Below are 24,374 nucleotides of genomic sequence, written 5' to 3'. Positions count from 1 at the left end.
TGTATGCACGGTTCAATCACCCCATTCGTCCGCCGTTGCTTTGCCGTCGCTGTGTTTTCGGCGGTGACATTGAGCGCACAGGCCAAAGCCCTGCCCGGCGCACCGGCGCCGTTCGACCAGGGCCAGGTGCAGATCGCGCTGGTGGGTTATCTGTTTTCCGGGGATTTTCCTGAGGCCTATCTGCGTGGGGTGGAGCAGCAGAGCGCAGCGCTGGGCGCCAGTCTGCGGGTGTTCGATGCGCGGCAGCAGGCGGCGAGTCAGGGCGAGATGATCGATCAGGCGACGGCGCTGGGAGTCGACGGGATCATCGTCCAGCTCGGGTTGGCGGAGACCCTCAAGGCACCCATCGAGCGAGCCATTGCCAAGGGCATCAAGGTTGTTGCGTTCGATGTCGACCTGGACACACCGCAGGTGACTCAAGTCGAACAGGATCACCATGCACTGGCACGCCTGGCGCTGGATCAGGCGGTCAAGGACAACGGCACGCGCTTCGATGCCGGTTACGTCTACATCAGCGGCTTTACACCGATGGAGCGGCGCGACGAGATCTGGAGTCAGGTCAAAAAAGCCAATCCGGGCATCGTGGAAAAGGCCCGGTTCGGTACGTTGAATCCGCCGATTGCCAATTCCGTGGCGGATCAGGCCAGCGCCGTACTGCGCGCCAATCCAGACATCAGCGTGATCTTTGCGCCGTTCGACGAGTTCGCCAAGGGCGCGAAAATCGCCGTCGATGAAGCCGGGCTGGCCAGTCGAGTGAAGATCTACAGTGCCGACATTTCCACTGCCGACATCCAGATCATGAAAGAACCGGGCAGCGCCTGGGCGGCGACGGCAGCGGTCAATCCGCAGGTCGCCGGGGCGATCAGCGTACGCAGCCTGGCGATGCTGATCGCCGGTGAGGATCCGGGTCACCAGGTACTTGTGCCTCCGACGCTGATCACCCGCCAGCAGTTGCTGGATCTGGACGTGAACAATGTCCGTGATCTGGCGCAAAAGCTCCCGGCGTTCGGCGATACCGCGAATGTGGCGCGGGCGTCGTGGATTCCGGTCGCGAATTAGAACATCGCCGCCACATTGTTCTGGTGGCAGCGAGCCTGCTCGCTCCCACAGGGATGGGTGACCTTCGGACAAGGAGTGAAGATGCACACTAAGGCTTCACGCTTACGCAAAAGCCGTTCTCCGAAAGTGGATCCGGCGTCCGGCAATCGCCTGCCGCCGGGGCAGGTGCTGACGGAGCGCTTTCCGATTCTGCATGAAGGTGCGGTGCCCGAATACGATACGGGCGACTGGTCATTACGTCTGTTCGGCACGCTCGACCGGCCAATCGAATTGCGTTACGCCGATTTGCAGGCGCTGCCGCAACGGGTCTTGCGCTGCGATATCCATTGCGTGACGCGTTGGTCGAAGTTCGATACCGAGTGGGGCGGAGTACACCTGCAGGATTTGTTGCAGGCTTTCGATATCCAGCCGACGTCGTCGTATGTCATGGCCCATGCCGACCCCGATTACCAGACCAACTTGTTACTCGACGATTTATTGCACCCGCAAAGTTTGCTGGCCACCCACTACGCCGGCCAACCGCTGACTGCGCAACATGGCTGGCCACTGCGGCTGGTAATAGCGGGACGATACTTCTGGAAAAGCGCGAAATGGTTACGCGGCCTTGAATTTGTGGCGCAGGAACAACCGGGTTTTTGGGAACAAAACGGCTTTCATTTATATGCTGACCCGTTTGCCGAACAGCGTTTCAGTGGTGAAGAACTGGATATCGCCGAAGATGCCTGGCTGGAAAAGGAGTTCGATTAAGCATTATCCAACACAGATCGACATGTGGGCCTTCGCCTGCTGGGGATAGCGTTATATCTGTCGACATCATTGTCCGATTCTAGACCGCTATCGCGAGCAGGCTCACTCCTACACGGACATCTGCAATCAGAGACTGGTGTTTAGATAATTAACCGATGTAATAAAACCCAAACTACAGCAGCCATTACTACGCATTCATTGCCGTCCTTTTAGTGTCGGCAAACGGCCAGGTATTAACTGCAATTCAAGGAGCTGATACATGCATTACCGTTCCCGTTCATTACTGGCCGCTGCTGTTGTGACAGCGATCTGGCAACTTCCTGCTCAAGCTGAAGAGACTTCTGCCGAAGATGAATCCCGCCTCGGAACCGTGCTGGTCACCGGTACCCGCGGTACATCGCGTACGGTGCTGGATTCGCCGGTGCCGGTGGACGTGCTGACCGCCGAAGATCTCAAGTCCGCCGGCGCTGCGGGCGGTGAACTGGGGGCGGCATTGCAGACGCTGCTGCCGTCCTTCAGCCTGCCGCGTCAGTCCAACTCGGGCGGTGCTGACCACGTGCGCGCCGCGCAACTGCGAGGCATGAGCCCCGATCAGGTGCTTGTGCTGGTCAACGGCAAGCGTCGGCATACCTCGGCGGTGGTCAACGATTCGTCGAAAATCGGTCGTGGTACTGCGCCAGTGGATTTCAACTCGATTCCGCTCAGCGCGATCAAGCGCATCGAGGTACTGCGTGACGGTGCCGGTGCGCAGTACGGCTCCGATGCGATCGCCGGGGTGATCAACATCATCCTCGACGACGCCCCCGAAGGCGGCGAAGTCTCGACCAGTTACGGCGCTTATCACACCCGTCAGGACGCGATCGACAAAACCACCACCGACGGCCAGAACAGCGTGACCACGGCCAAGATCGGCACACGCCTGGGGGAGGAGGGCGGTTTCATTCGCGGCGGCACGGAATACAAGAATCGCAACCCGACCAACCGGGCCGGCTTCGATGGCTTCGCCGATACCCCGGGACAGCGCAACTATGTGATGGGCGACGGCCTCGCGCGCGACGTCAACGCCTGGTTCAACGGAGAACTGCCGCTGGCCGCTGGCAAGCTCTACAGCTTCGGTACCTACAACCAGCGCCACACCACGGGCGCCGCGTTCTATCGCTACCCGTACGAGCAACCGCAGTTCTACCCCAACGGTTACCTGCCGCAGTCGTTGGGCGACAACAAGGACATCTCTGCCACCGCCGGCTTCAAGGGCTTGATCGGGGAAGAATGGGACTTCGACAGCAGTGTCACCCATGGCCGCAACCGCTTCGAAGGCTCGACCCGGCGCACCCTCAACGTCAGCCTTGGCGAGGACTCGCCGACCAGGTTCGATACCGGCGACTACGAACTGCGCCAGACTACTGGCAACCTCGATTTCAGCCGTGAGTTGCGTCTTGGCGAGCGCTCGTTCGTCTTGGCAGTCGGTGGCGAATACCGCTACGAAAACTACCTGACCTACGCGGGTGATGCAGCATCCTATGTCGGTGCCGGCGCGGATGGTGCCAACGGTCTGCGCCCGAGCGAAGAGTCGGATCTGGATCGCAACGTGTTCGGCACCTATGCCGAATTGTCCGGCGATCTCACCGAGCGCTTCTTCATCGACGCTGCCACACGCTGGGAACATTACGATGACGCCGGCAGCAAATTGACCGGCAAGCTCAGTGGCCGCTACAAACTGACGCAACAGTGGGCCTTGCGTGGCGCAGTGTCGAACAACTTCCGCGCACCTTCGCTGGCGCAAAGTGGCTTCCAGCACACCACCAGCAACTTCGGCGATGGCGGTACGCTGACGGACATCCGCGTGCTCTCGGTCAACGACCCGATCGCCCGCGCCCTCGGCGCTGAAAAGCTTGATCCGGAAACCTCGAAGAACTTCAGCCTCGGTCTGACTTTTCAGTTGAACGAACGCTTCGACGCGTCGCTGGACGTGTTCCGCATCGACGTCAAAGACCGCATCACCCTGTCGCAGCGGATCGGCAACGATGCGCTTGAAAGTTACATCGACGACAACTTTGGCGTGGCCGGCGTCCACGACGTCAACTTCTTCACCAACGCCGCCGACACCCGCACCGATGGCGCCGAACTGGTGCTCAACTATCACCAGCCGTTGTATGAAGGGCAACTCGGCCTGACCACCGCGTATACCTACAACCACACCAAAGTCACCAGCACCAAGGGCACGCCGTCGCAACTGACCGCACTGGGCATCGGCAATGATGCTCTGGTTGGCGTCGAGGAGACCAACACCCTGACCGATGCCGCGCCGAAGGATCGCGTCGTGTTTTCCGCCAACTGGACAAGCGAACACTGGGGCCTGCTCGGACGCCTGACCCGCCAGGGCGAGACCACCCGCGTGTTCGATTTCGGTGATTCGCAACCCGAGCAGACCTACGGCGCGGTGTGGCAGCTGGATGCGGAGGTGGCATACAAATTCACCCCGACATTCAACCTCGCTGTGGGCGGCAACAACCTCACCGATAACTACCCTGAGCGCTCGGGCTCAGCGATCAATTATGGCGGCAACCTGCCGTACGACGTGCTGTCACCCATCGGTACCAACGGCGCGTATTACTACGCCCGGGTTACTTATGGTTTCTGATGCCGCCGGCTTGGGGCTCCAGCCTGAAATCGGCGTCAAACCCCGCCCCTCACCCCAGCCCTCTCCCAAAGGGAGAGGGGGCCGACCGAGGTTTCTTGCGTCATCCATCGACCTGAAGAACCGGGTCGATTGTGGATTCACTGAAGTCTTTTCAGGTCGGTGCAGATGCTGAATATCCCCCAATCAGTCCCCTCTCCCTCTGGGAGAGGGCTAGGGTGAGGGGCTTTTCAGAACGACACCTGTGCCGGTTGCGACAGCCGCAGTACCGACAAATCGCCAGTGATCCGCTTGTACGCCAACCTGATGGCTTCGATATCACTCGAACGCTTTGCGCTGTTCTCATGCAGGATCACGATCACCTTGGTGCTCAGCCGCTCTGGTTCCTTCGCGCCCTTGTCGCGCCATTGCCCGTATGCATCGAACACGCTGAAGCCATCAGGGAAGCGCGGCGTGACTTGCTGATCGAGAAACTCGCGCCAGCGCGCGGGGCTGACAGCGCCTTCCTGGCCCTCCAGCGAACCGACGGAAAAGTACAGTTCAGTGCGAATCCACTGTGCCTGCGCCGGCCGTGAGGCATCGCCTTGCAGGGTCGAACTGGCGGGATCGAACGTGTGGACGGACGCAGGAGGAGGGCTGGCGCAACCGCCGAGCGTGAGCAAAAGCGTCGCCATTAACAGACGTCGAGGCATGAAGCATCCTTATCGAAAGTGGGGTAAGCCGCTGGAGTATAAGGTTGCGGCCCAAGCGCCAATAAAGACCGAAAAAGCAGCTTGATAGGTGCGTGGGGAATAACCTGATCAAGACGCCGCCGGCGGCTTCGCCAGCGCAATGCCCGCAGCGCCCAGGCGCTTGAGCACTTCGAACAACAGATCACTTTTGGTCAGCCCGACGATCCTCGGACTGCCGACGTAACCGGTGACCGTGAGCGTTATGCCGTCCGGCGACAACTTGCTGAAGCGCACGAACGGCGCCGGTTTATCGAGGATGGTTTCATTTTCGTGATAAGCGTCGAGCAGCAGCTGTTTGACCTCCTCAGGATCGATATCCAGTGGAAACATCAGCTCCAGCGACGCCACGCCCTGAGCACTGCCGCCGAGGGTGACATTGCGCAGGTTCTGCGAGATCAACTGCGAGTTGGGCACGATCACGATCGAGCGGTCGCTGAGCTGGATTTCCGTGGCGCGCACGTTGATCCGGCGGATGTCGCCCTCCACGCCACTGATGCTGATCAAGTCGCCGACCTTGACCGGGCGCTCGGTGAGCAGAATCAGGCCGGAAACGAAGTTCTTGACGATCTCCTGCAGGCCAAAGCCAATGCCCACCGATAGCGCACTGACGATCCAGGCAAGGTTGGTCCACTGCACGCCCAACGACGACAGCGTCAGCAGAATCACAAAGGCGTAGCCGATATTGGAAAACAGCGTGCTCAGCGACGCGCACATCCCGGGATCCATGTCGGTCTTGGGCAGGAACTCTTCGTCGAGCCAGCGGCTCAATGCGCGGATCAGCCAGATGCCGATCATCAGCGCCAGCAGCGCGTTGAGCAGATGCCCCGGGACGATGTTCAGCTTGCGCAAACCGGCGCCGCCAAGGATCGACATGATGTTGGTCAGCAACTGGCCCAACGTGGTGCCGATGCCGCCGACGAACAACGAAATCAGCGCCATCAACATCAGTCCCGCGCGGCTGAAACCGGACAGCAGAATGGAAATCTGATCCAGACGCCGATCACTGATGCCGAGCAACTGCTTGAGCGCCTTGCCGCTGGCGTGTTTCGGTGAAAACAGGTGCTCGCAGGCGTCCTTGACCAACTGAATCAGCAGGTAGAAGCCCGACAGCACGATGTAGCTCCACACCAGTTCATAACTGATGAAGCGCGCCAGCGACACGTAACCGGCAAGCAGTGCAATGGCCGTGACAAACATCGAAACGCTGGCGACGCTGTAGATCAGCCCGGCGAACACGCTGTTTGTCGCCGAGGCGTCATTGGCCGCGACCAGTGCCTTGCGCACTTTGCCGACGCGCAACAGCAGGGTGCCGATGATCGCCAGCACCACGATTGAAATCACGCCGCGCCCGGCCATGACGATCTGGCTGCTCATGCCCGTGGCGTTGCCGACCTGCACCAGCGTTACCAACACCAGTAAGGAGCAGGCGAGAATTCGCGGATATGGCCTGAGGGCCAGCGCCACCGGATCGGCAATGCCCGGCAAGCGCCACGACGGATGCTCGGTCGACAGTAACGCCCGGCTGAGCCCGGTGATCAGCACGCAGGCATACACGACTTTTTCGAACTCTTCGGAGAAGGTTTCCAGCACCGGCGGCAGGGCGTCGTGGCGGGTGCAGGCGTAGAACAGCAGTTTCAGGGCGATGGCGGTGGTGATGAAGGTCGCGGCGGCCGAGGCGAACGCCAAGGCACTGCGGCGCAAGCGACCCTCCGCTACACGATGAATGCAAAACCAGGTCAGCCCGCGTTCAGCCAGACGCCGGCCGAACGTCCACACCAGCAGCGCCAACAGCACCAGCACGCAGGTGTAAAAACGCTCGCCCGGCGCCCAGACCGTGGCCCACACGTCACCTACCTGTGTAACGAACAGGCGCAGCCGCTGGCGGTCGTCCTCGCTCGGATTGACCAGCGGCGCCCAGAAATGCGGACTCAGTACGCTGCGGGTACTCAGGGTCAGTTCGCTTTCCAGCAATGTGCGGCGGATGCCGGCAATCTGCGTGATCAGATCGGCGGCGTTCTGTTTCAGTGCCGCGAGGCTTTTCAGGGTGCCATCGACCTTGCTTTTCTGCTCCGCCAGCGCGGCCCGCTGCGCGACTATATCGGCTTGCTCGGCGGCCACCTCGGCGTCTGGCGCCGTGCCCAGTACGCCCAGTTGCACCGCCAGTTGCGCCTGTTGCGGCAACAGCGCAGCCGACAACCGATCGACATCGAGAATGAACGCCTGGACCCGATCCTGCGGGCCTTCGAGCTGGTTGTAATTGTTCGCCGCCGAAATCTGCTGCTTGAGCCCGTCGAGCCGTTGTTGCAAGGCTTGCAGATCGCTTTGCGAAATCACCGGCAGCGGCGCCGCGCTTGATTGGGCCGGCGTCGGCAGGTCTGCCGCCCACAGCGAAGCACTGGCCGGAATCAGCAGCAGGAACAAGGCCAAAAACAACGACTTGAATGAACAGCGCATGACGGCGGCGGGCTCGAGTGGATCACACAGTCTATGAGGGTAGGTGATCGCGCCGAATGGGGCGGAAAACTTTCTCGGCGTGGACCATCTGCACACGCGTCAAATCCAGCGGAATGATCAGCGCAGCGCACGGTCAACCGGCAATAAAAGCTTCGAGAGCACGCCATGTCCATCGCCAACGATACGATTGAATCCCTGCGCCAACATTCATTGATCATCCCCACCGCCGAGTCCTGTACGGCGGGGGAAATCGTCATGCTGTTGTCGGCAGTGCCCGGCAGCGGCGAGCTGATCGAGTGCGGCTACGTGGTCTATTCGCCGCAGGCCAAGCAGCGCCTGCTGCACGTCCGCCCGGCGACCATGGAGACCTTCAACCTGACCAGCGTGGAAGTCGCCAGTGAAATGGCCATCGGTGCGCTGCGCGACAGTACCGCCAACGTCGCGGTCGCCACCACCGGGATTCTTGGCCCCGACGATATGGATGGGATCAAGGCCGGTACGGTGTGTTTCGCCTGGGCATTTCAGTTCGATGACCGGCATTTTCTGTTCAGTACGCAGCAATGGTTTCCCGGCTCGCGCTGCGAAGTGCAGACCCGCGCCTCGGAATTCGCCTTGCAGCAATTGCCTGATTTCCACCGTCGCGCCTTGCGCGGTGAAGGAGGGTGGAGTCAATGAAGGATGATGCTGATCATCCCGATCTGCGCAGCAGGCAGTTCCCGGTACAGGAAGACATGGCCTATCAGCTGGAACTGGACATCGGCGGTGAAATGCTCGACAGCTTCAGCATTGAAACGATGCAACCGGCGCCCGTGCGTATGCGCAGCGCATGCGGTCGCAATTTTTTTGAACGCTCAAAAGGCGTCGCAGCCCAATGCTTACCAGTCATTGGAGGATCGCGAAATGAACGAGGCAGCGAGTTATTTTTCCATCGCCGTGGCGGTGATCATTCTGCTGGTTGACCTGTGGGCGATCGTCAGCGTGTTTCGCAGCAACAAAAGCGTCGGCGTCAAAGCCGCCTGGGCGATCGGCTTGATCGTGTTCCCGGTGCTCGGCCTGATCGTATGGGGCATCGCCGGCCCGCGCGGCATCAAGGAAGGGCCTTCGTCGCCGGAGCACAGCAAGGGCTGATATTTGATGCAACCTGACCACTGCTTTAAGGAGATCGTCATGAAATCTGTGTATGCCTTGGCTTCTGCTCAATGTTCCTGTTGCACGGCTGCTTCGATTCGAACAAAGCCACCAGCAAGGACGAAGACAACAGCAAGGCCTCCGTGCAAATGGAGCAGAAGAAGGCGGATTAACCCGAATAACACGACACACGCGAGCGAGCTTGCTCGCGAAGGCAGTCCATGGTGGACCGCCTCCTTACGCGCCGGTGTCAGGCCCCCACGGTTTCGATGGGGGCCTGCCCTCTGGCGAAGCGCGTGGCTGAAGTCTGGAGCAGCAGCCCCACGGATAGACACACCAATGCGAAGGGCAACAGCCAGGCGTTTTCGATAATCGCCAGTTGCAGCGTCAGTATCAGGAACAGCACGGGCGTCGCCAGCGCATTGGCCTTGCTGACGTAGAGTCCGACGGCGGCTTCACTGTATCGGCAGGCAATCGCAGCACGGATGTGTACCCGCGCGCCACCGAACGCCATCCCAAGAATCAACAGGCTCAGTGCTTTGAGTACGAGGGTGTCGGGCATCAGCACCCACATTGCGGTGGCGATCAGCGCCAGCGCAATCAGGGCAAACAGATACGCCAGCAGATTGCGCCCGGTGTTGGCAACGATCACCAGCACCCCGATCAGCGCCATGCCCAGGCCAAACACCGCGTCGAGTACGCCGAGCTCCAATAATGACCAGCCATGGTTGGATACATAAACCGGCAGCATGAAGTTGAACGCCCCGAGGATGGGCCAGATCAGCAGCATCGGCACAAACAGGGTCAGCGGCAGCGGGGCCGGAACTGCTCGCGTGCTGGCAGGCTCGATGACGGTCGGCACGCTGTCACGGGTATGGCAGATGCCGGCAACCAGGAGGAAGCCGCCGCTGAGCACCAGAGCAAAACCGATACCGCTCAAAATCGGCATCAGCCCCGCCGCGAGCAGCGGGCCGATCATCAATGCGGCCTGGCTGGTGGCGGTAGTGGCGCCACTGATGCGGCGCACGCTGACTTCGTTCATCCCCCGTTGCAGCTGGGTAAACCACATGTCCAGGCTGGCCTCCAGTGACATCACCATCAACCAGACGAAGAGGTTGGTGATCAGCAGCCCGACGGTGTAGTTCCTCGAAAGTCCGGAGATCATGGCAAGACCGGCCAGGCACAGAATGAACAAGCTGCTCATCTGCCGGCCATTCATCTTGCGCGACAGGCGTTTGATCATCATCGGGGTGATGAAAGCGGGTATGAACGAGCAGAAGATCGCCAGTGCCAACGGCAGGTAATCGTCGTTGCTCTGTTTGAGAATTGTCCAGGTCAGCGACACCAGCAATGCCCCGGAAAACAGCCGGTAGACCGTCGAGCAGAACAGGAAAATCGCCAGTTCTCCGGGAGTCTCGTTGTTTTTATTCATGTCATTGTTCCTGCCCATGGAAAGGCGCGCTTCAATCATTCGAATAGCCGAGGTCAGCCGCAGCCTGCGCAAAAAACCTGGCTGGAGGCTGACTTCGGTCCAGGCCGGTTCAGGCGAAAGTGCGCATGACCCTGAGGGTTTGCTCGATGTCCTGCGGGGTGTTGATAATCCCTGCGGAGAATCGAACCGTGGAGTGCCGATACGGTGTGGCACTGGCGATGATGTTCTGCGTTTTCAACTTCGCCACCACATCCTTCGGCGTCCAGCCCTGGACATCGCAACAGACGATGCCGGCGGAGAACTCGGCGGAGCGGGGCGTGTGCAGGTGCACGTTGGGCAGCTTCGCCAGGCCTTCTTTCAATTGTCCGTTGAGTTCGGCGACACGATCGGCAATGCGCTTGCGGCCGATTTTCTTGATGAAGTCGAAGGCTTCGATCACACCCCACTGGTTTTCAAATGCGAGGAAGCCGCCGGGACTGACCCAGGCTGCTTGCGTTTGTCCTTGCGGGTCGCGCTCCTGGCGCCAGGCGTTGGCGGGCTCGGCAGCCATGATGGTCGGTATGGTCGGAATCACCTGTGGCCACTGACCCTCGCGAGCCCAGACCAGCCCGGTGCCATGAGGGCCAAGAATCCATTTGTGTGTTCCGGCGCTGAAAAAGTCGCAACCCAGGCTGGCGACTTGCGCCTCGGAACAGCCGAAGCCGTGCACACCATCGATCACATAGATGATCCGGTCAGCCTCTGAGCGGTCCCGGTTGAGGCGCGTGACCAAAGCGCCGATGTCCTTGACCGGCAAGCGCACGCCTGTGCCGGAATGCACCCAGGTCATGGCGAGGATGCGGGTCGATGGCCGGATGGCGGCTTCGATGCGCGAGACAATGGCATCGGTACTGACATCCTCGGGACCCTGGTAGAGGTCGATGCGGCGGATGCTGCCGCCCCACTTGAGCACCGCCAGGCGCATGGCCTCGTCGTGGGTATACCATTCGTGATGGGTGGTGAGGATTTCCTGGTCCGGTGTCAGTTTGAGGCCGTTGTAGACCATCGCCAGACCCTGCGTGGTGCTGGTGGTCAGGGCGATGTCTTCGGCTCGGCCACCGGTATAGTCCGCCGCAGCGGCGCAGACTTTGCGCCAGACCATGTCCTCGGGCCTGGCAAACATGTTGTCCTCGAGATAAGTGTAGGGATTTTCATCGAAAGCCTGACGGTGACGGGCCATCGCCTCGCGCACGGGTCTGGGATTGGATGCCAGAAAAAAGTTGGAAATGTGCACGAACTGCGGCGCCAGATTGAACTGCGCACGCACCGATGCCCAGTCGCCCGGATCAAATATCGCCGCGGTTTCATCCTGCGCGGGAGCTTGCCCCGCCTGTGCACTGGCAATCCCTGCAATCATGCTGCCTCCAATCAGGGTCGCTCCTACAGTGGCGCCCATGAAATCACGTCTTCCCAGACCCATACCGATTCCCTGTCGATTCATAGTGAAGTGCGCGCAGGGCGCGCGAACATAGCATTGAAAATCCGCTGACCATAGAGGCCGACCGCCAGACCGACCACGATCAGTACCACCGCCAGCACTTTGTTCAGTGGCACGCTTTCGTTGAACACCACGACCGAGCCGAGCATGCCGAAAATCGGCACCAGCAACGACAGCGGAGCGACGGTCGAAACCGGATAGGTCTTGAGCAACGAGTTCCAGATCCAGTACGCGAACAACGTATTGGGGTAGACCTGGAACAGGATCGACAAGACAGCCGTGGTATCGATCTGATTGACCAGTGTGGTGTAACCGACGCTACCGTTGACGGCGTAATCCAGCGCAAACAGCGGGATCGGTGCGAAAGCGCTCGACCAGACCAGAAAACCGAAGACATCACGGGTGCTGGCTTTCTTGTTGATGATGTTGGCAACGCTCCACGACGCCGCACCCACCAGGACCAGCAATACCCCGGAAAGGCTTACCGATCCGTCGCTGATGCTGATGATGCACAGCAGGCCGGCCAGCGCGATCAACATTCCCAGAACCTGAAAGCGCGTCAGGGCTTCCTTGAACACCCAGCCACCGAGCAGGATGGTGAAGAACGCGCTGAACTGCAGCACCAGCGAAGCGATGCCCGCAGACAGCCCCGCCTTGATGCCCAGGTTGACCACGCCCCACAGTCCGATGCCGAACACCAGGCCGTAGCCGATGATGTAGCGCCACGGGACATCGGGTTTGCGAATGAAAAAGATCGCCGGCAAGGCGCACAGGCTGAAGCGGATACCCGCCAGAATGAACGGATCTACCGTCGCCAGCCCCAGTTTTATCACCGAGAAATTCACACCCCAGATCGCCGTTATCAATACAGCCAACACTACGTGCAGTGGTTTCATGGTTATTTGCCTTGTGGAGAAGTAGGTCGGCTCACGCTACGGAAGTCAGGTTGCGGGCGAGGCTCACGCGGTCGAACAACGTGCGCATCCAGTCTCGGGTCTGTTGCGGTTCGCTTGTCTTGACGATACCGGCCAGCGGCGCCTCGAACGCGGAGTAGGTCACATGCTCGGGCAGCAAGGCACCTGGCGGCAGTTCGTTCCATTGCACGATGAACGGGCTCGCGCGTAATTCCTCGGCACCGTCCAGCCCTTGATACAACCGCTGTGAATGCGTGTGACCGGGGAAAACGAACCAGCCGTAGCCCAGATCCGGCTGGCGGTCGGGCAGATGCGCAGTGTTCAATTCGCCGTCCACATGAATACGCAGTTCCAGCGATGGCAGGTGAATGCCGGTGGCCAGTTCATAGGTCGCCACCACGTCAGCGCCGCCGACGCGATTACCCACCTCCAGGAACACCGGTTCGTCAGCATCCATGATCGCTTCCAGATGGAATGCGCCGTTGTGAATCTGCACGGCCTGCAACGCCGTGCTGACCCAGGCCTGCATCCCGGCGCTGACCTGCAGGTGCCAGGAACCGAGTGGATGTCCGCGCTCCATGTAATCCAGACAGGTGCCGACGTACTCGCTGGCCAGCAGGGTGACGATTTGCCCGTTCAGCACCAGTCCGTCGAAATGACGAATAGAGCCGCTGATGTATTCCTCAACCTGAAAGTCCGCGATGGGCAATGAGAGGTCGCTGATCGTTTGCCGGATCGCATCAAAGGCGCCCGCTGCTGGGTGGATGCTGACATCCATGCTGGACGCGCCGCTGTGGGGTTTGAGCACGGTCGCACCGTTCCAGGGAACCCGGCCCTGAAATGCCAGATAACGCTCAAGCGACATGAAGCGCGGCACGCGCAACCCACTGGCCTGAACGGCCGCTTTCATCGCCAGCTTGTTGCGCGCCAGGGTGACCGCTTGCAGCGAGGCCCCTTCGACATTCAGCGCTTCACGCAGGCGCGCCGCGTCGAGCAGTTCGTATTCGGACATGGAAATGATCCGATCGAACTTTTGCGGATATTGCGCCAGCCAGGCCAGTGTCTCCTCGAATGCGCTGCCCAGTCCGGCCCTCGTTACGGCTGTGCAACGCAGGTCTGCAGGCAGCGTATCGATGGCCGATTGTTTGCCCAGATACGTGACCTCATGCAGATCGTGATCGATGCCGCGGTGATATTCGATGCGTGGATAGGGCACACGGTGAAGGATGAGAATTTTCATGCCAGAGTCTCGAAGCGAATAAGTGAGGGGTCAGGAGGCGACCTTGAGTGGCTGCGCGGCGGCCAGATGACCCTGCAGAATCTCAAGCCATTGTTCGCGCAGGACCGTCACCAGATCGCGGATGTCCACGCTGGCGTCATGCAAGGCAACGCAGGCGTGGGCAACAAAGTCGCTGTTGTCTCTGGGAATCGCGTGGATGAGGCGCGAGTGTCCGGCGATCCATGCACACTCAAGCAGCACGAGGTCTTTCCTGACGAGGTCGAGCGCGTGGGCCGTTCGAGCCAGCGTCTCGTCGACCATGCTGTGGATCTCGCCGAGGTCAGCCACATCCAGAGTCATGTCATGGGGCACGCCGAACATGACGGTCGCGGCACTGCAGGTCGCGGGCGGCAAATCGGCCGGGATTGTTGCGGCAAACACCGAATCGACCCACGCGGCATACAGGTCCAGGCCATGAACGGCCTGCGCCAGGGTCCATATTTTCATGCCACCGGGGCGGCGATTGGGTTCGATCACGGCGGTGCGGCAGTCGCTGTCACTGAGCTTGATCTCATTATGAAATGGCCCGATGCGCTGGCCGACGAGGCGATTGACCTGCTCGCCAGCCAGGCGAATGGCCTGACGTTCGTGCTCGTCGAGGCGAGCGGGCAGGATCTGTGCCACCTCCACCGGATAACGCCCGGTGGCGCTGACTTTCTCAGTGATGAACCACAGCTCGCCCAGCCCGTCATAGGAGTATTCGCGAGTGAAGGTAATGAATGCCTCTGCCAGCACACCCCCGTCCAGGTAGGGCGCCACTTCGTTGAATGCCTGCTCGCAGTCGCCTCCGGGCGTGACCATGACCACACCGCGATTGTTACCTTCACACGCTGGTTTGATGACGAAACCACGCTCCTGACGCACGGCAAAATTGCGCACATCGTTGAGGCATTCGATGGCCTGGAAGTCTGGAAGCATGACGCCCGACTGGTTGAGGAGGGCGCGCTGTTCGTCCTCGGCGATGCGGTACGCCAGTTTGTCAAAAGCGCCCAGTGCCAGTTCGGCATCATCCACGGGCAGCCCGAGACGTTCGAGCAACGCGGCGCCGCTGGCTACCGCGTTATCGGAAAAAACCATCCCGGCACTGATTCTGGCGGCGTCGTCACCCAGCTGTGCCAACGCCTGGCGTATGAAATCATCTGCCAGAGGATCGGCATCGATCACCCGGTCACTGATCGCCAGGTCATGATCCTGAGGATCGCTGCGTACCAGCCACGTCTCGGCACCCCAACGCGCGCGAGCGTAGTTGCGCATGTGCAGAACGTCACCGATCCGGCTCAGGTTGTAATCCACTATCAACAATACAGGCGCACGCTGCGGCATGTCGGACATCCTCGAATACTTGCAGTTGTTCAGAGAGGCAAGGCTGTTTCAGGCAGTGGTTCGGCGGCCGCTCAAGGGCTTTCCGGCTGATACTGAATGTCCAGCGCCGTGGCGCTGAGTTGGGCCAGTTGGTGCAATTGCGCCGCCTGATCGGCGCGCTCGAAGGTCCACAGCAACTGGCCGAGGAACACCTCACGCGCATGCGCGGGCACTACGTCGCCGGCCTTGAGCAGGATGTGCTGAACCACCGGTGCGAGCGGTAACGCGTTCAAGGTGACGGAACTCAGCGTTCCCGGCCTGGCGAAATACACGCGAAAAAAAGTCGCCGCCGACTGCGTGCTCGTGCCGTCCGATCGCCAGCCGTAATCAACCAGTCGCTGCACCAGTAACGCACGGGTCGAGGTATCGTCCTGACTGGCCAACAGCAGATCGATCCACAGCGACAGCATGCTGTGCCCGCCAGTGACGGCCTCGACGCTGTGGGAAATCAGGCTGCCACCGACCCGCGGGTTGATCTCGATCAGGTCCCAGTACTGGCCAGTGAACCGCGCTTCGACGTGGTAGCAGCCCCATTTGAGCGCCATGCGCCCCAGCACTTTTTCCAGCCATTGCAGGCCCGCCGCGATCTGTGCCTGATCAAGGCTGGCTGGCGGGGTGGTGCAGCTGTCTTCCAGCACCGTGTCGGCGGTCTCGGTGACTTCATATTTCTCGTGAATGGCCACGACATGCATTTCGCCATCCACCAACAACGTTTCGAAACTGAATTCCTGGCCCGGGATGTAATCTTCAGCCATGAACTGCAGGCCGTCGTGGAATGCCGAGGCATAGACGGTGTCTTCGGTCGAGGCCAGACGCAATGCCTCCAGCGCCTGCCAGTCCGTGTCCTGGCGCATCGGAAATGCAGCATAGGAAGCGATGCCGTGGATCGGTTTGATGAAGTAGCGTTGGCTGCTGGCCTTCAGTGTTTCGAGGACAGGGGCGGTCAGCGCATGGGCCTGGGCGCTGGACAGGCCCGCCTCGGCAAGCTGGTTGCGCACATTGAGCTTGTTGCGCAGTGCCAGCGCCTGCCGGGCATCAATGTCATAGGTGCCGAGTGATGCGTTGGCTGCCGCCATCAAGTGCCGGTAACCTTCCCAGACGCTGATGCAGCAGGTGACCTGCTCACCGGACTTGCGCAGGGTCTGCAGCGCATTGCTCACATCCTCCTGCTTCAACTGGTGCGAGTCGGAAATGTACAACCGGTCCGCCCAGGTCTGGATCTGCTCCAGGCGGGCCGGCACATGTTCTGGAAGCGGCAATGAAGACAGCACGAAACAGCGAAGCTGGCGTCGCTGCAGCTCCTCCTTCAGGTCTTCCAGGAAAGAAAAGCCGCAGTGGCTCAGGATCAGAACACCGGGTCGGTTTGACTTCATTGCCTGCTCCATGGCTTAAGCAGCCTTGTCTTGCGGCTTGGCCAGGGTGTCGATGTACAGCTCGCTGAAATACATGGCGAGAATTTTCTGATGCTCGGCCAGGTAGCGTTTCAGCGCGCTGATGTCCTGCTCACCCTTGATCAGGAAACGCAGGGCCGCCCAGACTTCACCCGGATGGTCATCGTTGATGTCAGTGTGAGAGTGGGAGATCTGCCCGACAATTTTGGTCTCGCCAACCGAAGTCTTCAGCGCTTCTAGTTTGCGCGGCTCAAGCTTCACGTTCACGTACTCGACCAGATAGGAGTAGGCGATGACGCCCAGCGGGCCTTCGTGGTCCAGCAGGTAGGAGAAGAAGCCGGTCAGCAGTTTGGTGGACAGGTACGGTTCGGTGGCGAGGAACTCTTCGCGGCTGACGCCGACACGCTCCAGATCCTGAATGAACAGATCGTCGTGGAGCATTTCTTCCTGCTCGTAATGCGCCCAGATCTGTGCCGCTTCCGGACTGACCTTGGCCACTTCGACCAGTGCTTTGGCTTCCGCTACGCGCAGCAGGCGGATGCGCCATGCGGTTTCGATCAGGTGACGCTTGTAATAGGCACTGTTGACGTCTTTGCCTTCCAGGTGCGCGGCCTGAGGTACGGTTTCGTACCACTGCTCTACTTGAGCGTCGATTATCCGATCGATTTCTCCACGCAGATTCAGCGAAGCGGCAGCGTTGAGAAAAGGAGTGCGGTCACCATAGCCAACATTCTTTACACGGTTCAGCATATCAAGCCTCTTTTTTGGGTTTGTTTTAACGCGTTGTTTATCAGTGGATTCAATTGCAACTATCAGCCAATAACTTCAATGGCCAATTCACCTCTTATCAAACACTGGCAGGCCAGGCGATATTCTTCGCCGGTGTAACCCAGTACTTCGATAAACGCTTGTTCATCGTCATCCCGAGGATTCAAGGCCTCGAGACCTGATTCAACCTTGATCAGGCAAGCGCCGCAGGCACCTACACGGCAGCCCAGCGGGATCAGATTCTTGCCGCCGGCTTCCCATTCGATATCGGTAATCGCAGAGTTGCTCGGTAGTTGGAACTCATGCGCAGAGTCAGACTTTTGCGAAGTAATGGTGAGTGTGTGCAACGCCATACTTACCTCGATTCCTTATTAAAGTTTGTGTGGCAGGCACACAGTTGCACGCTGCGTATCACTACGCACTCGAGCAGTTAGTTTGTCTGGCGGTAAGTTATCTGCTGGTCAGTTGAAGATATAACCAATAGAGCAGGGCGACGACGCTGATGCCTGCGCCCAATAGGCACACGGCAACCCAGCCGAAGTGCGCGTAGGTATAAGTAGCCGCGATCGCACCCAGGCCGCTGCCCACCGAGTAGAAACACATGTAGGCACCGACGAGGCGGCTTTGGGCATCGGGTCGTGCGGCAAAGATCAGACTCTGGTTGGTCACATGCACCGCCTGCACGGCGAAATCCAGCAGGACGACCCCGACGACCATCGCCAGCAGCGAGCTTTCGACGAACGCGGTGGGCAACCAGGACAGCGTCAACAGCGCCAGCGCTACGCCCGTGGTGCGATTACCCAGTCCTTGATCCGCCAGGCGTCCCGCCCGGGCCGCCGCCAGTGCTCCCGCTACGCCGGCCAGGCCGAACAGCCCGATCTGCGTGTGCGAAAGCGACAGGGGCGGAGCGCTCAGCGGCAAGACCATCGACGTCCACAACACGCTGAAAGCGGCGAAGATCAGCAGCGCGAAAGTGCCTCTGACACGCAGTGTGCGCTCAGTCAGATACAGCTCGAACACCGACCCCAGCAGTTTCCAGTAGCTGCCTTGCGCAGGCGGCTTGGCCGAGGCGGGCATGGTTCGAAACAGCACCAGGGCCATCGCCACCATCAATGCTGCCGAGACGAAGTAAACGCCGCGCCAGCCCGCCAGATCGGCAACGGCTCCGGAAACGAAGCGAGCCAGCAGGATACCCAGCACGACACCACTGGTGACGGTGCCGACGGCTTCGCCGCGTTGTTCGGGGCTGGCCAAAGTAGCAGCGTAGGCGACCACCACTTGCACGACGACGGCCATCAATCCGACCAGGACCATCGCGCCGAGCAGCATGCCCCAATCCTGAGCAAGGCCAACAGCGCACAGCGCCACGGCTGAAAGCAACATTTGTGTAAGGATAAGTTTCTTGCGATTCAGCAGGTCGCCGAGGGGCACGATGAACAGCAAACCGACCGCATAACCGGCCTGAGTGGCGGTGACGACAATGCCGATCGTGCCGGGTGATACAGAAAGGCTGGCCGCCATGGACTCCAGCAAAGGCTGGGCGAAGTAGACGTTTGCTACCGCCATGGCGCAGGTAATTGCAAAGAGAAAAGTCTGGTAGCGGCTTAAAGTCGAAGGCGCTGTACCTGGAGACGTCCGGGTGTAGCCACCGGCCGCTTTGTCGCCCTCGACGTCCATTTTTACCGGGGCATGAGGCTTGTACGGCATCATTCCATCCTTGGATTGTGGTTTCGAATAGAAACCGATGCGTTGATTTTTAGCAAATCAGGTTGTTAAATACAACCACATTTCAAAAACATTTTCGTCTGACGTTAGATCATTCTATTCATCAGACTTGCAGCCCTGGAGAGACATGGCCAGACAGCAACTACTGGCACAGAGCGAATGCCCCGTGGCCCGTACACTCGAGGCAATCGGCGATCGCTGGGTTCTGATGATCATTCGTGACGCGTTTGATGATGTTCGTCGCTTCAGTGAGTTTCAGAAGCGCCTTGGCCTGGCCAAGAACATCCTGACGGTCAAACTCAAGATGCTGGTCGAACTGGGTGTATTCGAAATACAGCCCGCGTCCGACGGCAGCGCTTACAAGGAATACGTCCTGACCGAGATGGGACGCGCGGTGTTTCCTATCGTTATCAGCATGCGCCAGTGGGGCGAGCGCTACCTGTTCCGCAAGGGCGAGAGTTATTCGGTGTTGCTGGATAACGAAGAGTCGGCACCTGTCGAGACCATCGTCGTGCGCTCCCGAGCGGGCAAGGTACTGACCCCCGCCGATTGCCATCGCCGGGTGGTCACGCGGGAAAGCTGACGACCGATCGGGCAGAGCCTGCTTGAACATACCCGAGCCAGCGTGGGGCGCTGATCAACCGGCATGGCGGTTGAAGTCATTCGCCCGCACTTGCTGATCGAAAGACAGCTGCTCGCCAGATCATCACAGCGTGGTGATCTGCCCATTGCGATCACGCTCATACACTTTGTTGGCCTGCAGCTTTTCTTTCAGCCAGCGCTCGGCCGTGCCCAGCGGCCGTTGGCGTGCCCACACCAGATCGACGCCGATCTGCCAGTCGGTGTGGGGATATGCAGACAGCTGCAGTTCGACCAGTTCGCCGTTGCCCAATTCGCGCTGGATCAGTTGGCGCGGCAGGGTCGCCCAGCCGAGGCCGGCGCGGACCATTTCCAGCAGGGCCAGATAACTTTCCGCTTGCCACAGCTGCGTCGCCCGCAGGTACTCGCTGCTTGGCAGTTTGCTGGCATGCGCACTGAACGCCAGGCGCCGGTGCACGTGCAAATCGTCGAATGTGACATTGTCCAGCTGTGCCAGCGGATGCTCGGGGTGGCAGACGTGCAGCATGATCAGCTTGCCCAGTTGCTGGAACGCCAGTTCCTTGGGATAGCCCGGCTGCGAAAACGCCACGCCCAGCACCGCTTCGCCACTGCTGACCAGTTCGCTGACATCGCCGTGCACTGGGTGACGAATGATCAGATCGACAAACGGAAAGGCCTGCTCGAACGCTTGCAGCACCGGCATGATCGGGCCGTACGGCGTTTCAATCGCCAGGGTCAGGCTCGGTTCGACGTTGTCCGAGAGGCAATCGGCGTGGGCCTCGAAGGTCATGCAGCGCTCCAGTACCGCCTCTGCCTGCACCAGCAATTTATGGCCGCTGGCGGTGAGGGCGGGGCTGCGATTGCTGCGGTCGAACAGCTCGACGCCGAGATCGGTTTCCAGGTTGGCAATCGCCGCGCTGATGGTCGACTGGGTCTTGCCCAGCTTGCGCCCGGCGGCGGAGAACGAGCCGCTTTTCACTACCTGGACGAACATCAGCAATTGATCGAGTGAGAAGCGCACGCGGTGTACTCCGGGTTGAAGGTAAGGGCGATTGTGCCCCGTGTTAGCCATCGAAAAAAGCGATGGTTGCCAATTTGTTTCATCGCTAGAAACATTCAAGGATGACCTCGCGTCTTCAAACGCCGGGGCTGATCCTCTCTGTGCATCTGCCCCTGAGCGCCAACGGTTACCACCCACGCTGCCCCCTCAGGAGCTTGTGCCATGACTACACAACGCGTTCACCCGGTGGACGAAGTGCTGCCGCTGCGGCAGCTGTTCACCTTCGGCCTGCAGCATGTTCTGGTGATGTATGCCGGAGCGGTGGCGGTGCCGCTGATTCTCGGCAGTGCGATGGGGCTGACATCGGCCCAAGTGGTTTTACTGATCAATGCCAACTTGTTGACGTCGGGTGTGGCGACGCTGATTCAGACCCTTGGCTTCTGGAAATTTGGCGCGCGTTTGCCATTGATTCAGGGCTGCTCGTTCATTGCCTTGGCGCCGATGATCATGATCGGCAAGGAGTTCGGTCTCAGCCAGATCTTTGGTGCGGTGATTGCTGCCGGTTTTCTCACCATTGCGCTGGCGCCGGTATTCAGCCGCTTGCTGCGATTCTTTCCGCCCGTGGTGATTGGCAGCCTGATCACCATCATCGGCATTTCACTGATGCCGGCGGCGGCGATCTGGCTCGGTGGTGGCAATCCCGATTCGCCCGACTTCGGCCGTCCGGCCAACCTGCTGCTGGGCCTGGCCACGGTCAGTGTGACGCTGGTGATCTACGCCAGATTCAGCGGTTTCATCGGCAATCTCAGCGTGCTCATCGGCTTGTTGGTCGGCAGCCTGATCGCTGCCGCCTGCGGCATGACGCACTTCAGTCGGGTCAGCGAAGCAGCGTGGTTCGAGTTCAGCGCACCGATGGCGTTCGGTGCGCCGGAATTCTCTCTGATGCCAATTCTGATCATGACCCTGGCGATGCTGGTGATCATGGCCGAGACCACCGGCAACTGCCTGGCCATTGGCAAACTGGTTGGCAAACCGACTACCCAGCAGACCCTCGGCAATGCTTTCCGCGCCGACGGGCTGTCGACCATGCTCGGCGGCCTGTTCAACAGTTTTCCGTACAACGCCTTCACGCAAAACACCGGCCTGATTGCGCTTTCCAGCATCAAGAGCCGCTTCGTCGTCGCCGCTGCTGGCGCGATCATGGTGTTGATGGGCTTGTTTCCCAAGCTCGGCGCGCTGATTGCAGCAGTGCCGACGCCGGTGCTGGGGGGCTGCGCGGTCGTCATGTTCGGCATGACCACGGTAGCGGGCATTCAGGTGCTGTCACGGGTGCAGTTCGAAGGCACACGCAACGCCATTATTGTTGCGGTGTCGGTCAGCGTCGGCGTCCTGCCGATGTCCTTTCCGGCGCTGTTCGAACACGTCGGCCCAACGCTGAAACTGGTGCTCGACAGCGGGATTTTCCTCGGCGCGATCACCGCCATCCTGCTCAATCTACTGCTCAACAAACAAAAAACATCGACCGACGCCGTCGGCGCATCGGCGGCCGAACTGGCCGACTGACCTTTGTCTTTTCTCACTGCCCAGGAGTTACCCATGAATCAATTCACTCAGCCTGTTCCGGCCGCCGTCAGCGAACTGGACCTTGCATTGCTGCGCCAGACCATCGCTCTGTCGCAAGCGTCGAAGCAGCGTGGCCGGCATCCGTTTGCAGCGCTGGTGGCGGACCGCGACGGCAAGGTCATCGCCGAGGCGGGCAACAATTCGATGCCGCCGGAAGGTGATCCCACCCAGCACGCCGAACTGGTCGCGGTGGCTGCGGCGGCGAAGCTGTTGTCACCCACGGAGCTGGAGGCCTGCACGCTGTACACCAGCGCCGAGCCTTGCTGCATGTGTGCCGGCGCGGTGTATTGGACCGGGGTAGGGCGGGTGGTGTATGCGTTGTCGGAGCATGCATTGCTCGGATTGACCGGCGATCATCCGGAGAACCCGACGTTCTCGCTGCCGTGTCGTGAAGTCTTTGCCAGAGGGCAACGCACGGTCAGTGTTTTCGGGCCGATGCTGGAGGCGGAGGCGGCTGAGCCGCATAAAGGGTTCTGGTCGTAAACCTGGGCTGACTTGATCGTTCCCACGCTCCCCTGAGGCTCTGCGTCACAGCGAAAGCAGGGCGTGGGAACGAGCAGTTTCACGCGGTCAGAACCTTTTTGCTTTCCGGCCAATTCGACAAAATCAGTTGAACAATTCGGTTTGTCTAAGCCTCCGTCCAGTCCAGCGCTGCCGTCTCGCGCCACTTCACCTCAGTAATCCCATAGCGCTCGGCTTGGGGTTTGGAGACGACCTTCAACGGTGGTTTGCCCGGTTTTGGAATCGGCGCAATACCGGCGTCACAGCTCGCCCAATGCCATGCGTCGGCGTTGCGCATACTCTTGGCGCGGATGACGAATGATTTTGGCTGGTCGTGCAGTTTGTATTCGATGACGAAAATATCGGTGCTACGCATGAGTTCCTCCTTACGCTCATACGTAAATGATTTTGTCCGACAAAAAAAATTCAAAGGATTTTCTGGCCAGATGATCAGCGACACGCAGCGCTCTGGAACGCGGTTCTTCGAGGTTCATCAGGTACAGGCGAACCTGCGGCATGATCAGCGTATAAGCGCCGACGCGAACGAACCAGATCACCCCCCAACAGCTTCGCCCGACAATTGCCGGGCGAAGGCTTTTCAAGCGCGCAATCAGTAGTCCCAGATCGCCGGAATCCAGCGGAAAGCCTCGCCGTTGACGGCGACCCGACCCACCGAAGGGAAGGCCAGATGGGTGGCGACGAACAGCTCGCCGCTGGCGGCGGCTTCCTTGAGCAGGCGTACGCGCACCTCCACCGATTTGGCCGGGTCGTGTTCGAAACCGTTGTGCCAATCAGGATGATCGAACGCGACCGGGAACAGCGCATCGCCGGCAAAGGTCAGGCGCTCGCCGCCAGAGTCGACGTAGACCACGCAGTGTCCTGGCGTATGCCCGCCGGTGAGTCTGGCGACCACGCCGGATGCCACCTGACATTCGTCGTCGAAGATCCGCAGCTTGCTTTCATAGTGATCGATGAACGCGTTGGCGGTGCTGCGCAGGACGTCTGGCACCGGCGCTGGCATGTCGGTGTAAGTGAAATCCGGCGTGGTCCAGAAATTCACTTCGGCGGCGGTGACGTGGATGCGCACGTCGTCGCGCAAACGGCTTTTCACCGAGTCGACCAGCAGGCCGCCGATGTGGTCCATGTGCATGTGGGTGATGACGATGTCGGTGATGTCGGCGAGGTCGACACCGGCAGCGGCCAGGCGCTTGGGGAACTGCCCGGCGCGCGGGAAACCGGGGAATTGGCCACCGAGTCCAGCGTCGACGAGGATGACTTGCTCGCCGCTGCGCACCACCAGCACGTTGAGCGCCCAGTCGAAGGCATCGGGGCCCAGGTACATGTCCTTGAACCAGGCGGCACGGTCGGCGGGATCGGCGTTGGTCGACATGGTCTGGGTCGGCAGCGGCAAAACGCCGTCGCTGATCACCATCACATCGATGTCGCCCAGGCGCAGGGCGTAGCGCGACGGCACCAGTTCTTCGCTGGGGGTTGGCAGGGTCACGCCGCGATTGGCGGTGAAGGAATCCAGATGCAGGGTCATGG

At 60.2% G+C, this 24,374-nt stretch carries 24 protein-coding genes; 9 read left to right on the top strand and 15 right to left on the bottom strand.

The genetic code is table 11. The features are described 5' to 3' along the window. Positions 1-3: 3 nt before the first annotated feature. The 3 genes from AEQ63_RS04640 (at position 4) to AEQ63_RS04630 (ending at position 4,447) form a co-directional block, all read left to right on the top strand. On the top strand, positions 4-1,059 hold the full coding sequence (locus tag AEQ63_RS04640; protein WP_064361957.1) for a substrate-binding domain-containing protein: 1,056 nt from the start codon (positions 4-6) through the stop codon (positions 1,057-1,059). 81 nt (positions 1,060-1,140) lie between these two features. After that, positions 1,141-1,806 (top strand): sulfite oxidase-like oxidoreductase, encoded by a 666-nt coding sequence (locus AEQ63_RS04635; RefSeq protein ID WP_064361956.1) that lies wholly within the window; start codon positions 1,141-1,143, stop codon positions 1,804-1,806. 259 nt (positions 1,807-2,065) lie between these two features. Then, entirely contained in the window at positions 2,066-4,447 is a 2,382-nt protein-coding gene (locus AEQ63_RS04630; protein ID WP_064361955.1) for a TonB-dependent receptor plug domain-containing protein, read from the top strand. Positions 4,448-4,674: 227 nt separating this feature from the next. Here AEQ63_RS04630 and AEQ63_RS04625 read toward each other — a convergent pair whose 3' ends face one another. Beyond that, entirely contained in the window at positions 4,675-5,136 is a 462-nt protein-coding gene (locus AEQ63_RS04625; RefSeq protein WP_064361954.1) for a DUF3574 domain-containing protein, read from the bottom strand. Between the two features lie 108 nt (positions 5,137-5,244). Then, entirely contained in the window at positions 5,245-7,629 is a 2,385-nt protein-coding gene (locus tag AEQ63_RS04620) for a DUF3772 domain-containing protein (protein ID WP_064361953.1), read from the bottom strand. A 165-nt stretch (positions 7,630-7,794) separates the two neighbouring features. On the opposite strand from AEQ63_RS04620, the gene AEQ63_RS04615 reads away from it, so the two are divergent. The 3 genes from AEQ63_RS04615 to AEQ63_RS04610 are packed head-to-tail and all read left to right on the top strand — an operon-like array spanning position 7,795 to position 8,757. Continuing rightward, complete coding sequence (locus AEQ63_RS04615) at positions 7,795-8,304, top strand: CinA family protein (protein ID WP_064361952.1); 510 nt, start codon at positions 7,795-7,797, stop codon at positions 8,302-8,304. Beyond that, positions 8,301-8,588: a hypothetical protein gene (locus AEQ63_RS27700; RefSeq protein ID WP_152972325.1), complete on the top strand. Its 288-nt coding sequence runs from the start codon at positions 8,301-8,303 to the stop codon at positions 8,586-8,588. Before AEQ63_RS04615 ends, AEQ63_RS27700 begins: the two co-directional genes overlap by 4 nt. Then, positions 8,530-8,757, top strand: a complete 228-nt coding sequence (locus AEQ63_RS04610; RefSeq protein ID WP_042609610.1) for a PLD nuclease N-terminal domain-containing protein — start codon at positions 8,530-8,532, stop codon at positions 8,755-8,757. The genes AEQ63_RS27700 and AEQ63_RS04610 overlap by 59 nt, the downstream gene beginning before the upstream one ends. Positions 8,758-9,007: 250 nt before the next feature. Here AEQ63_RS04610 and AEQ63_RS04605 read toward each other — a convergent pair whose 3' ends face one another. From AEQ63_RS04605 to AEQ63_RS04565, 9 genes are all read right to left on the bottom strand, one after another. Continuing rightward, positions 9,008-10,189 carry an MFS transporter gene (locus AEQ63_RS04605; RefSeq protein WP_064361951.1) on the bottom strand — a complete coding sequence of 394 codons (1,182 nt, stop codon included), beginning with the start codon at positions 10,187-10,189 and terminating at the stop codon, positions 9,008-9,010. Positions 10,190-10,298: 109 nt separating this feature from the next. Continuing rightward, positions 10,299-11,648 carry an aminotransferase class V-fold PLP-dependent enzyme gene (locus tag AEQ63_RS04600; protein WP_236705235.1) on the bottom strand — a complete coding sequence of 450 codons (1,350 nt, stop codon included), beginning with the start codon at positions 11,646-11,648 and terminating at the stop codon, positions 10,299-10,301. Between the two features lie 17 nt (positions 11,649-11,665). Then, on the bottom strand, positions 11,666-12,562 hold the full coding sequence (locus AEQ63_RS04595; RefSeq protein WP_064361950.1) for an EamA family transporter: 897 nt from the start codon (positions 12,560-12,562) through the stop codon (positions 11,666-11,668). A 31-nt stretch (positions 12,563-12,593) separates the two neighbouring features. After that, positions 12,594-13,820, bottom strand: a complete 1,227-nt coding sequence (locus tag AEQ63_RS04590; protein ID WP_064361949.1) for an ATP-grasp domain-containing protein — start codon at positions 13,818-13,820, stop codon at positions 12,594-12,596. A 30-nt stretch (positions 13,821-13,850) separates the two neighbouring features. Next, the gene (locus AEQ63_RS04585; RefSeq protein WP_064361948.1) at positions 13,851-15,182 is read right to left on the bottom strand and encodes an ATP-grasp domain-containing protein; all 1,332 of its coding nucleotides are present in this window, start codon (positions 15,180-15,182) and stop codon (positions 13,851-13,853) included. 71 nt (positions 15,183-15,253) lie between these two features. Then, positions 15,254-16,594: an ATP-grasp domain-containing protein gene (locus AEQ63_RS04580; RefSeq protein WP_064361947.1), complete on the bottom strand. Its 1,341-nt coding sequence runs from the start codon at positions 16,592-16,594 to the stop codon at positions 15,254-15,256. A 15-nt stretch (positions 16,595-16,609) separates the two neighbouring features. After that, a complete protein-coding gene (locus AEQ63_RS04575; protein WP_042609616.1) occupies positions 16,610-17,362 on the bottom strand; it encodes a hypothetical protein in 753 nt (250 codons plus the stop codon). Between the two features lie 62 nt (positions 17,363-17,424). Then, positions 17,425-17,733: a 2Fe-2S iron-sulfur cluster-binding protein gene (locus AEQ63_RS04570; RefSeq protein ID WP_042609617.1), complete on the bottom strand. Its 309-nt coding sequence runs from the start codon at positions 17,731-17,733 to the stop codon at positions 17,425-17,427. Positions 17,734-17,830: 97 nt separating this feature from the next. Then, on the bottom strand, positions 17,831-19,087 hold the full coding sequence (locus tag AEQ63_RS04565; protein WP_042609618.1) for an MFS transporter: 1,257 nt from the start codon (positions 19,085-19,087) through the stop codon (positions 17,831-17,833). A 145-nt stretch (positions 19,088-19,232) separates the two neighbouring features. Here AEQ63_RS04565 and AEQ63_RS04560 point away from each other — a divergent pair, with 145 nt between their 5' ends. Beyond that, the gene (locus AEQ63_RS04560) at positions 19,233-19,688 is read left to right on the top strand and encodes a winged helix-turn-helix transcriptional regulator (RefSeq protein WP_064361946.1); all 456 of its coding nucleotides are present in this window, start codon (positions 19,233-19,235) and stop codon (positions 19,686-19,688) included. Positions 19,689-19,811: 123 nt separating this feature from the next. Here AEQ63_RS04560 and AEQ63_RS04555 read toward each other — a convergent pair whose 3' ends face one another. After that, the gene (locus AEQ63_RS04555; protein WP_064361945.1) at positions 19,812-20,726 is read right to left on the bottom strand and encodes a LysR family transcriptional regulator; all 915 of its coding nucleotides are present in this window, start codon (positions 20,724-20,726) and stop codon (positions 19,812-19,814) included. A gap of 201 nt (positions 20,727-20,927) precedes the next feature. Between AEQ63_RS04555 and AEQ63_RS04550 the strand changes: the two genes are divergently transcribed. Both AEQ63_RS04550 and AEQ63_RS04545 read left to right on the top strand, forming a co-directional pair. Beyond that, on the top strand, positions 20,928-22,268 hold the full coding sequence (locus AEQ63_RS04550; protein ID WP_064361944.1) for a nucleobase:cation symporter-2 family protein: 1,341 nt from the start codon (positions 20,928-20,930) through the stop codon (positions 22,266-22,268). A gap of 33 nt (positions 22,269-22,301) precedes the next feature. Next, a complete protein-coding gene (locus tag AEQ63_RS04545) occupies positions 22,302-22,811 on the top strand; it encodes a nucleoside deaminase (protein WP_064361943.1) in 510 nt (169 codons plus the stop codon). 145 nt (positions 22,812-22,956) lie between these two features. Here the strand turns inward: AEQ63_RS04545 and AEQ63_RS04540 are convergent, their stop codons facing one another. From AEQ63_RS04540 to AEQ63_RS04535, 3 genes are read right to left on the bottom strand one after another with little or no spacing between them, the layout of a single operon-like run. Further along, the gene (locus tag AEQ63_RS04540; protein ID WP_064361942.1) at positions 22,957-23,205 is read right to left on the bottom strand and encodes a DUF6555 family protein; all 249 of its coding nucleotides are present in this window, start codon (positions 23,203-23,205) and stop codon (positions 22,957-22,959) included. Between the two features lie 16 nt (positions 23,206-23,221). Next, entirely contained in the window at positions 23,222-23,386 is a 165-nt protein-coding gene (locus AEQ63_RS28590) for a hypothetical protein (RefSeq protein ID WP_161806063.1), read from the bottom strand. Positions 23,387-23,439: 53 nt separating this feature from the next. Beyond that, positions 23,440-24,372 (bottom strand): MBL fold metallo-hydrolase, encoded by a 933-nt coding sequence (locus AEQ63_RS04535; protein WP_064361941.1) that lies wholly within the window; start codon positions 24,370-24,372, stop codon positions 23,440-23,442. Positions 24,373-24,374 lie beyond the last annotated feature (2 nt).

Source organism: Pseudomonas sp. RIT-PI-o, from assembly GCF_001297215.1.
In the GTDB taxonomy this organism is placed as follows: domain Bacteria; phylum Pseudomonadota; class Gammaproteobacteria; order Pseudomonadales; family Pseudomonadaceae; genus Aquipseudomonas; species Aquipseudomonas moraviensis_A.
The sequence above is the reverse complement of the archived record's forward strand: the minus strand, read 5'-3'. Positions and strand labels throughout refer to the sequence as shown.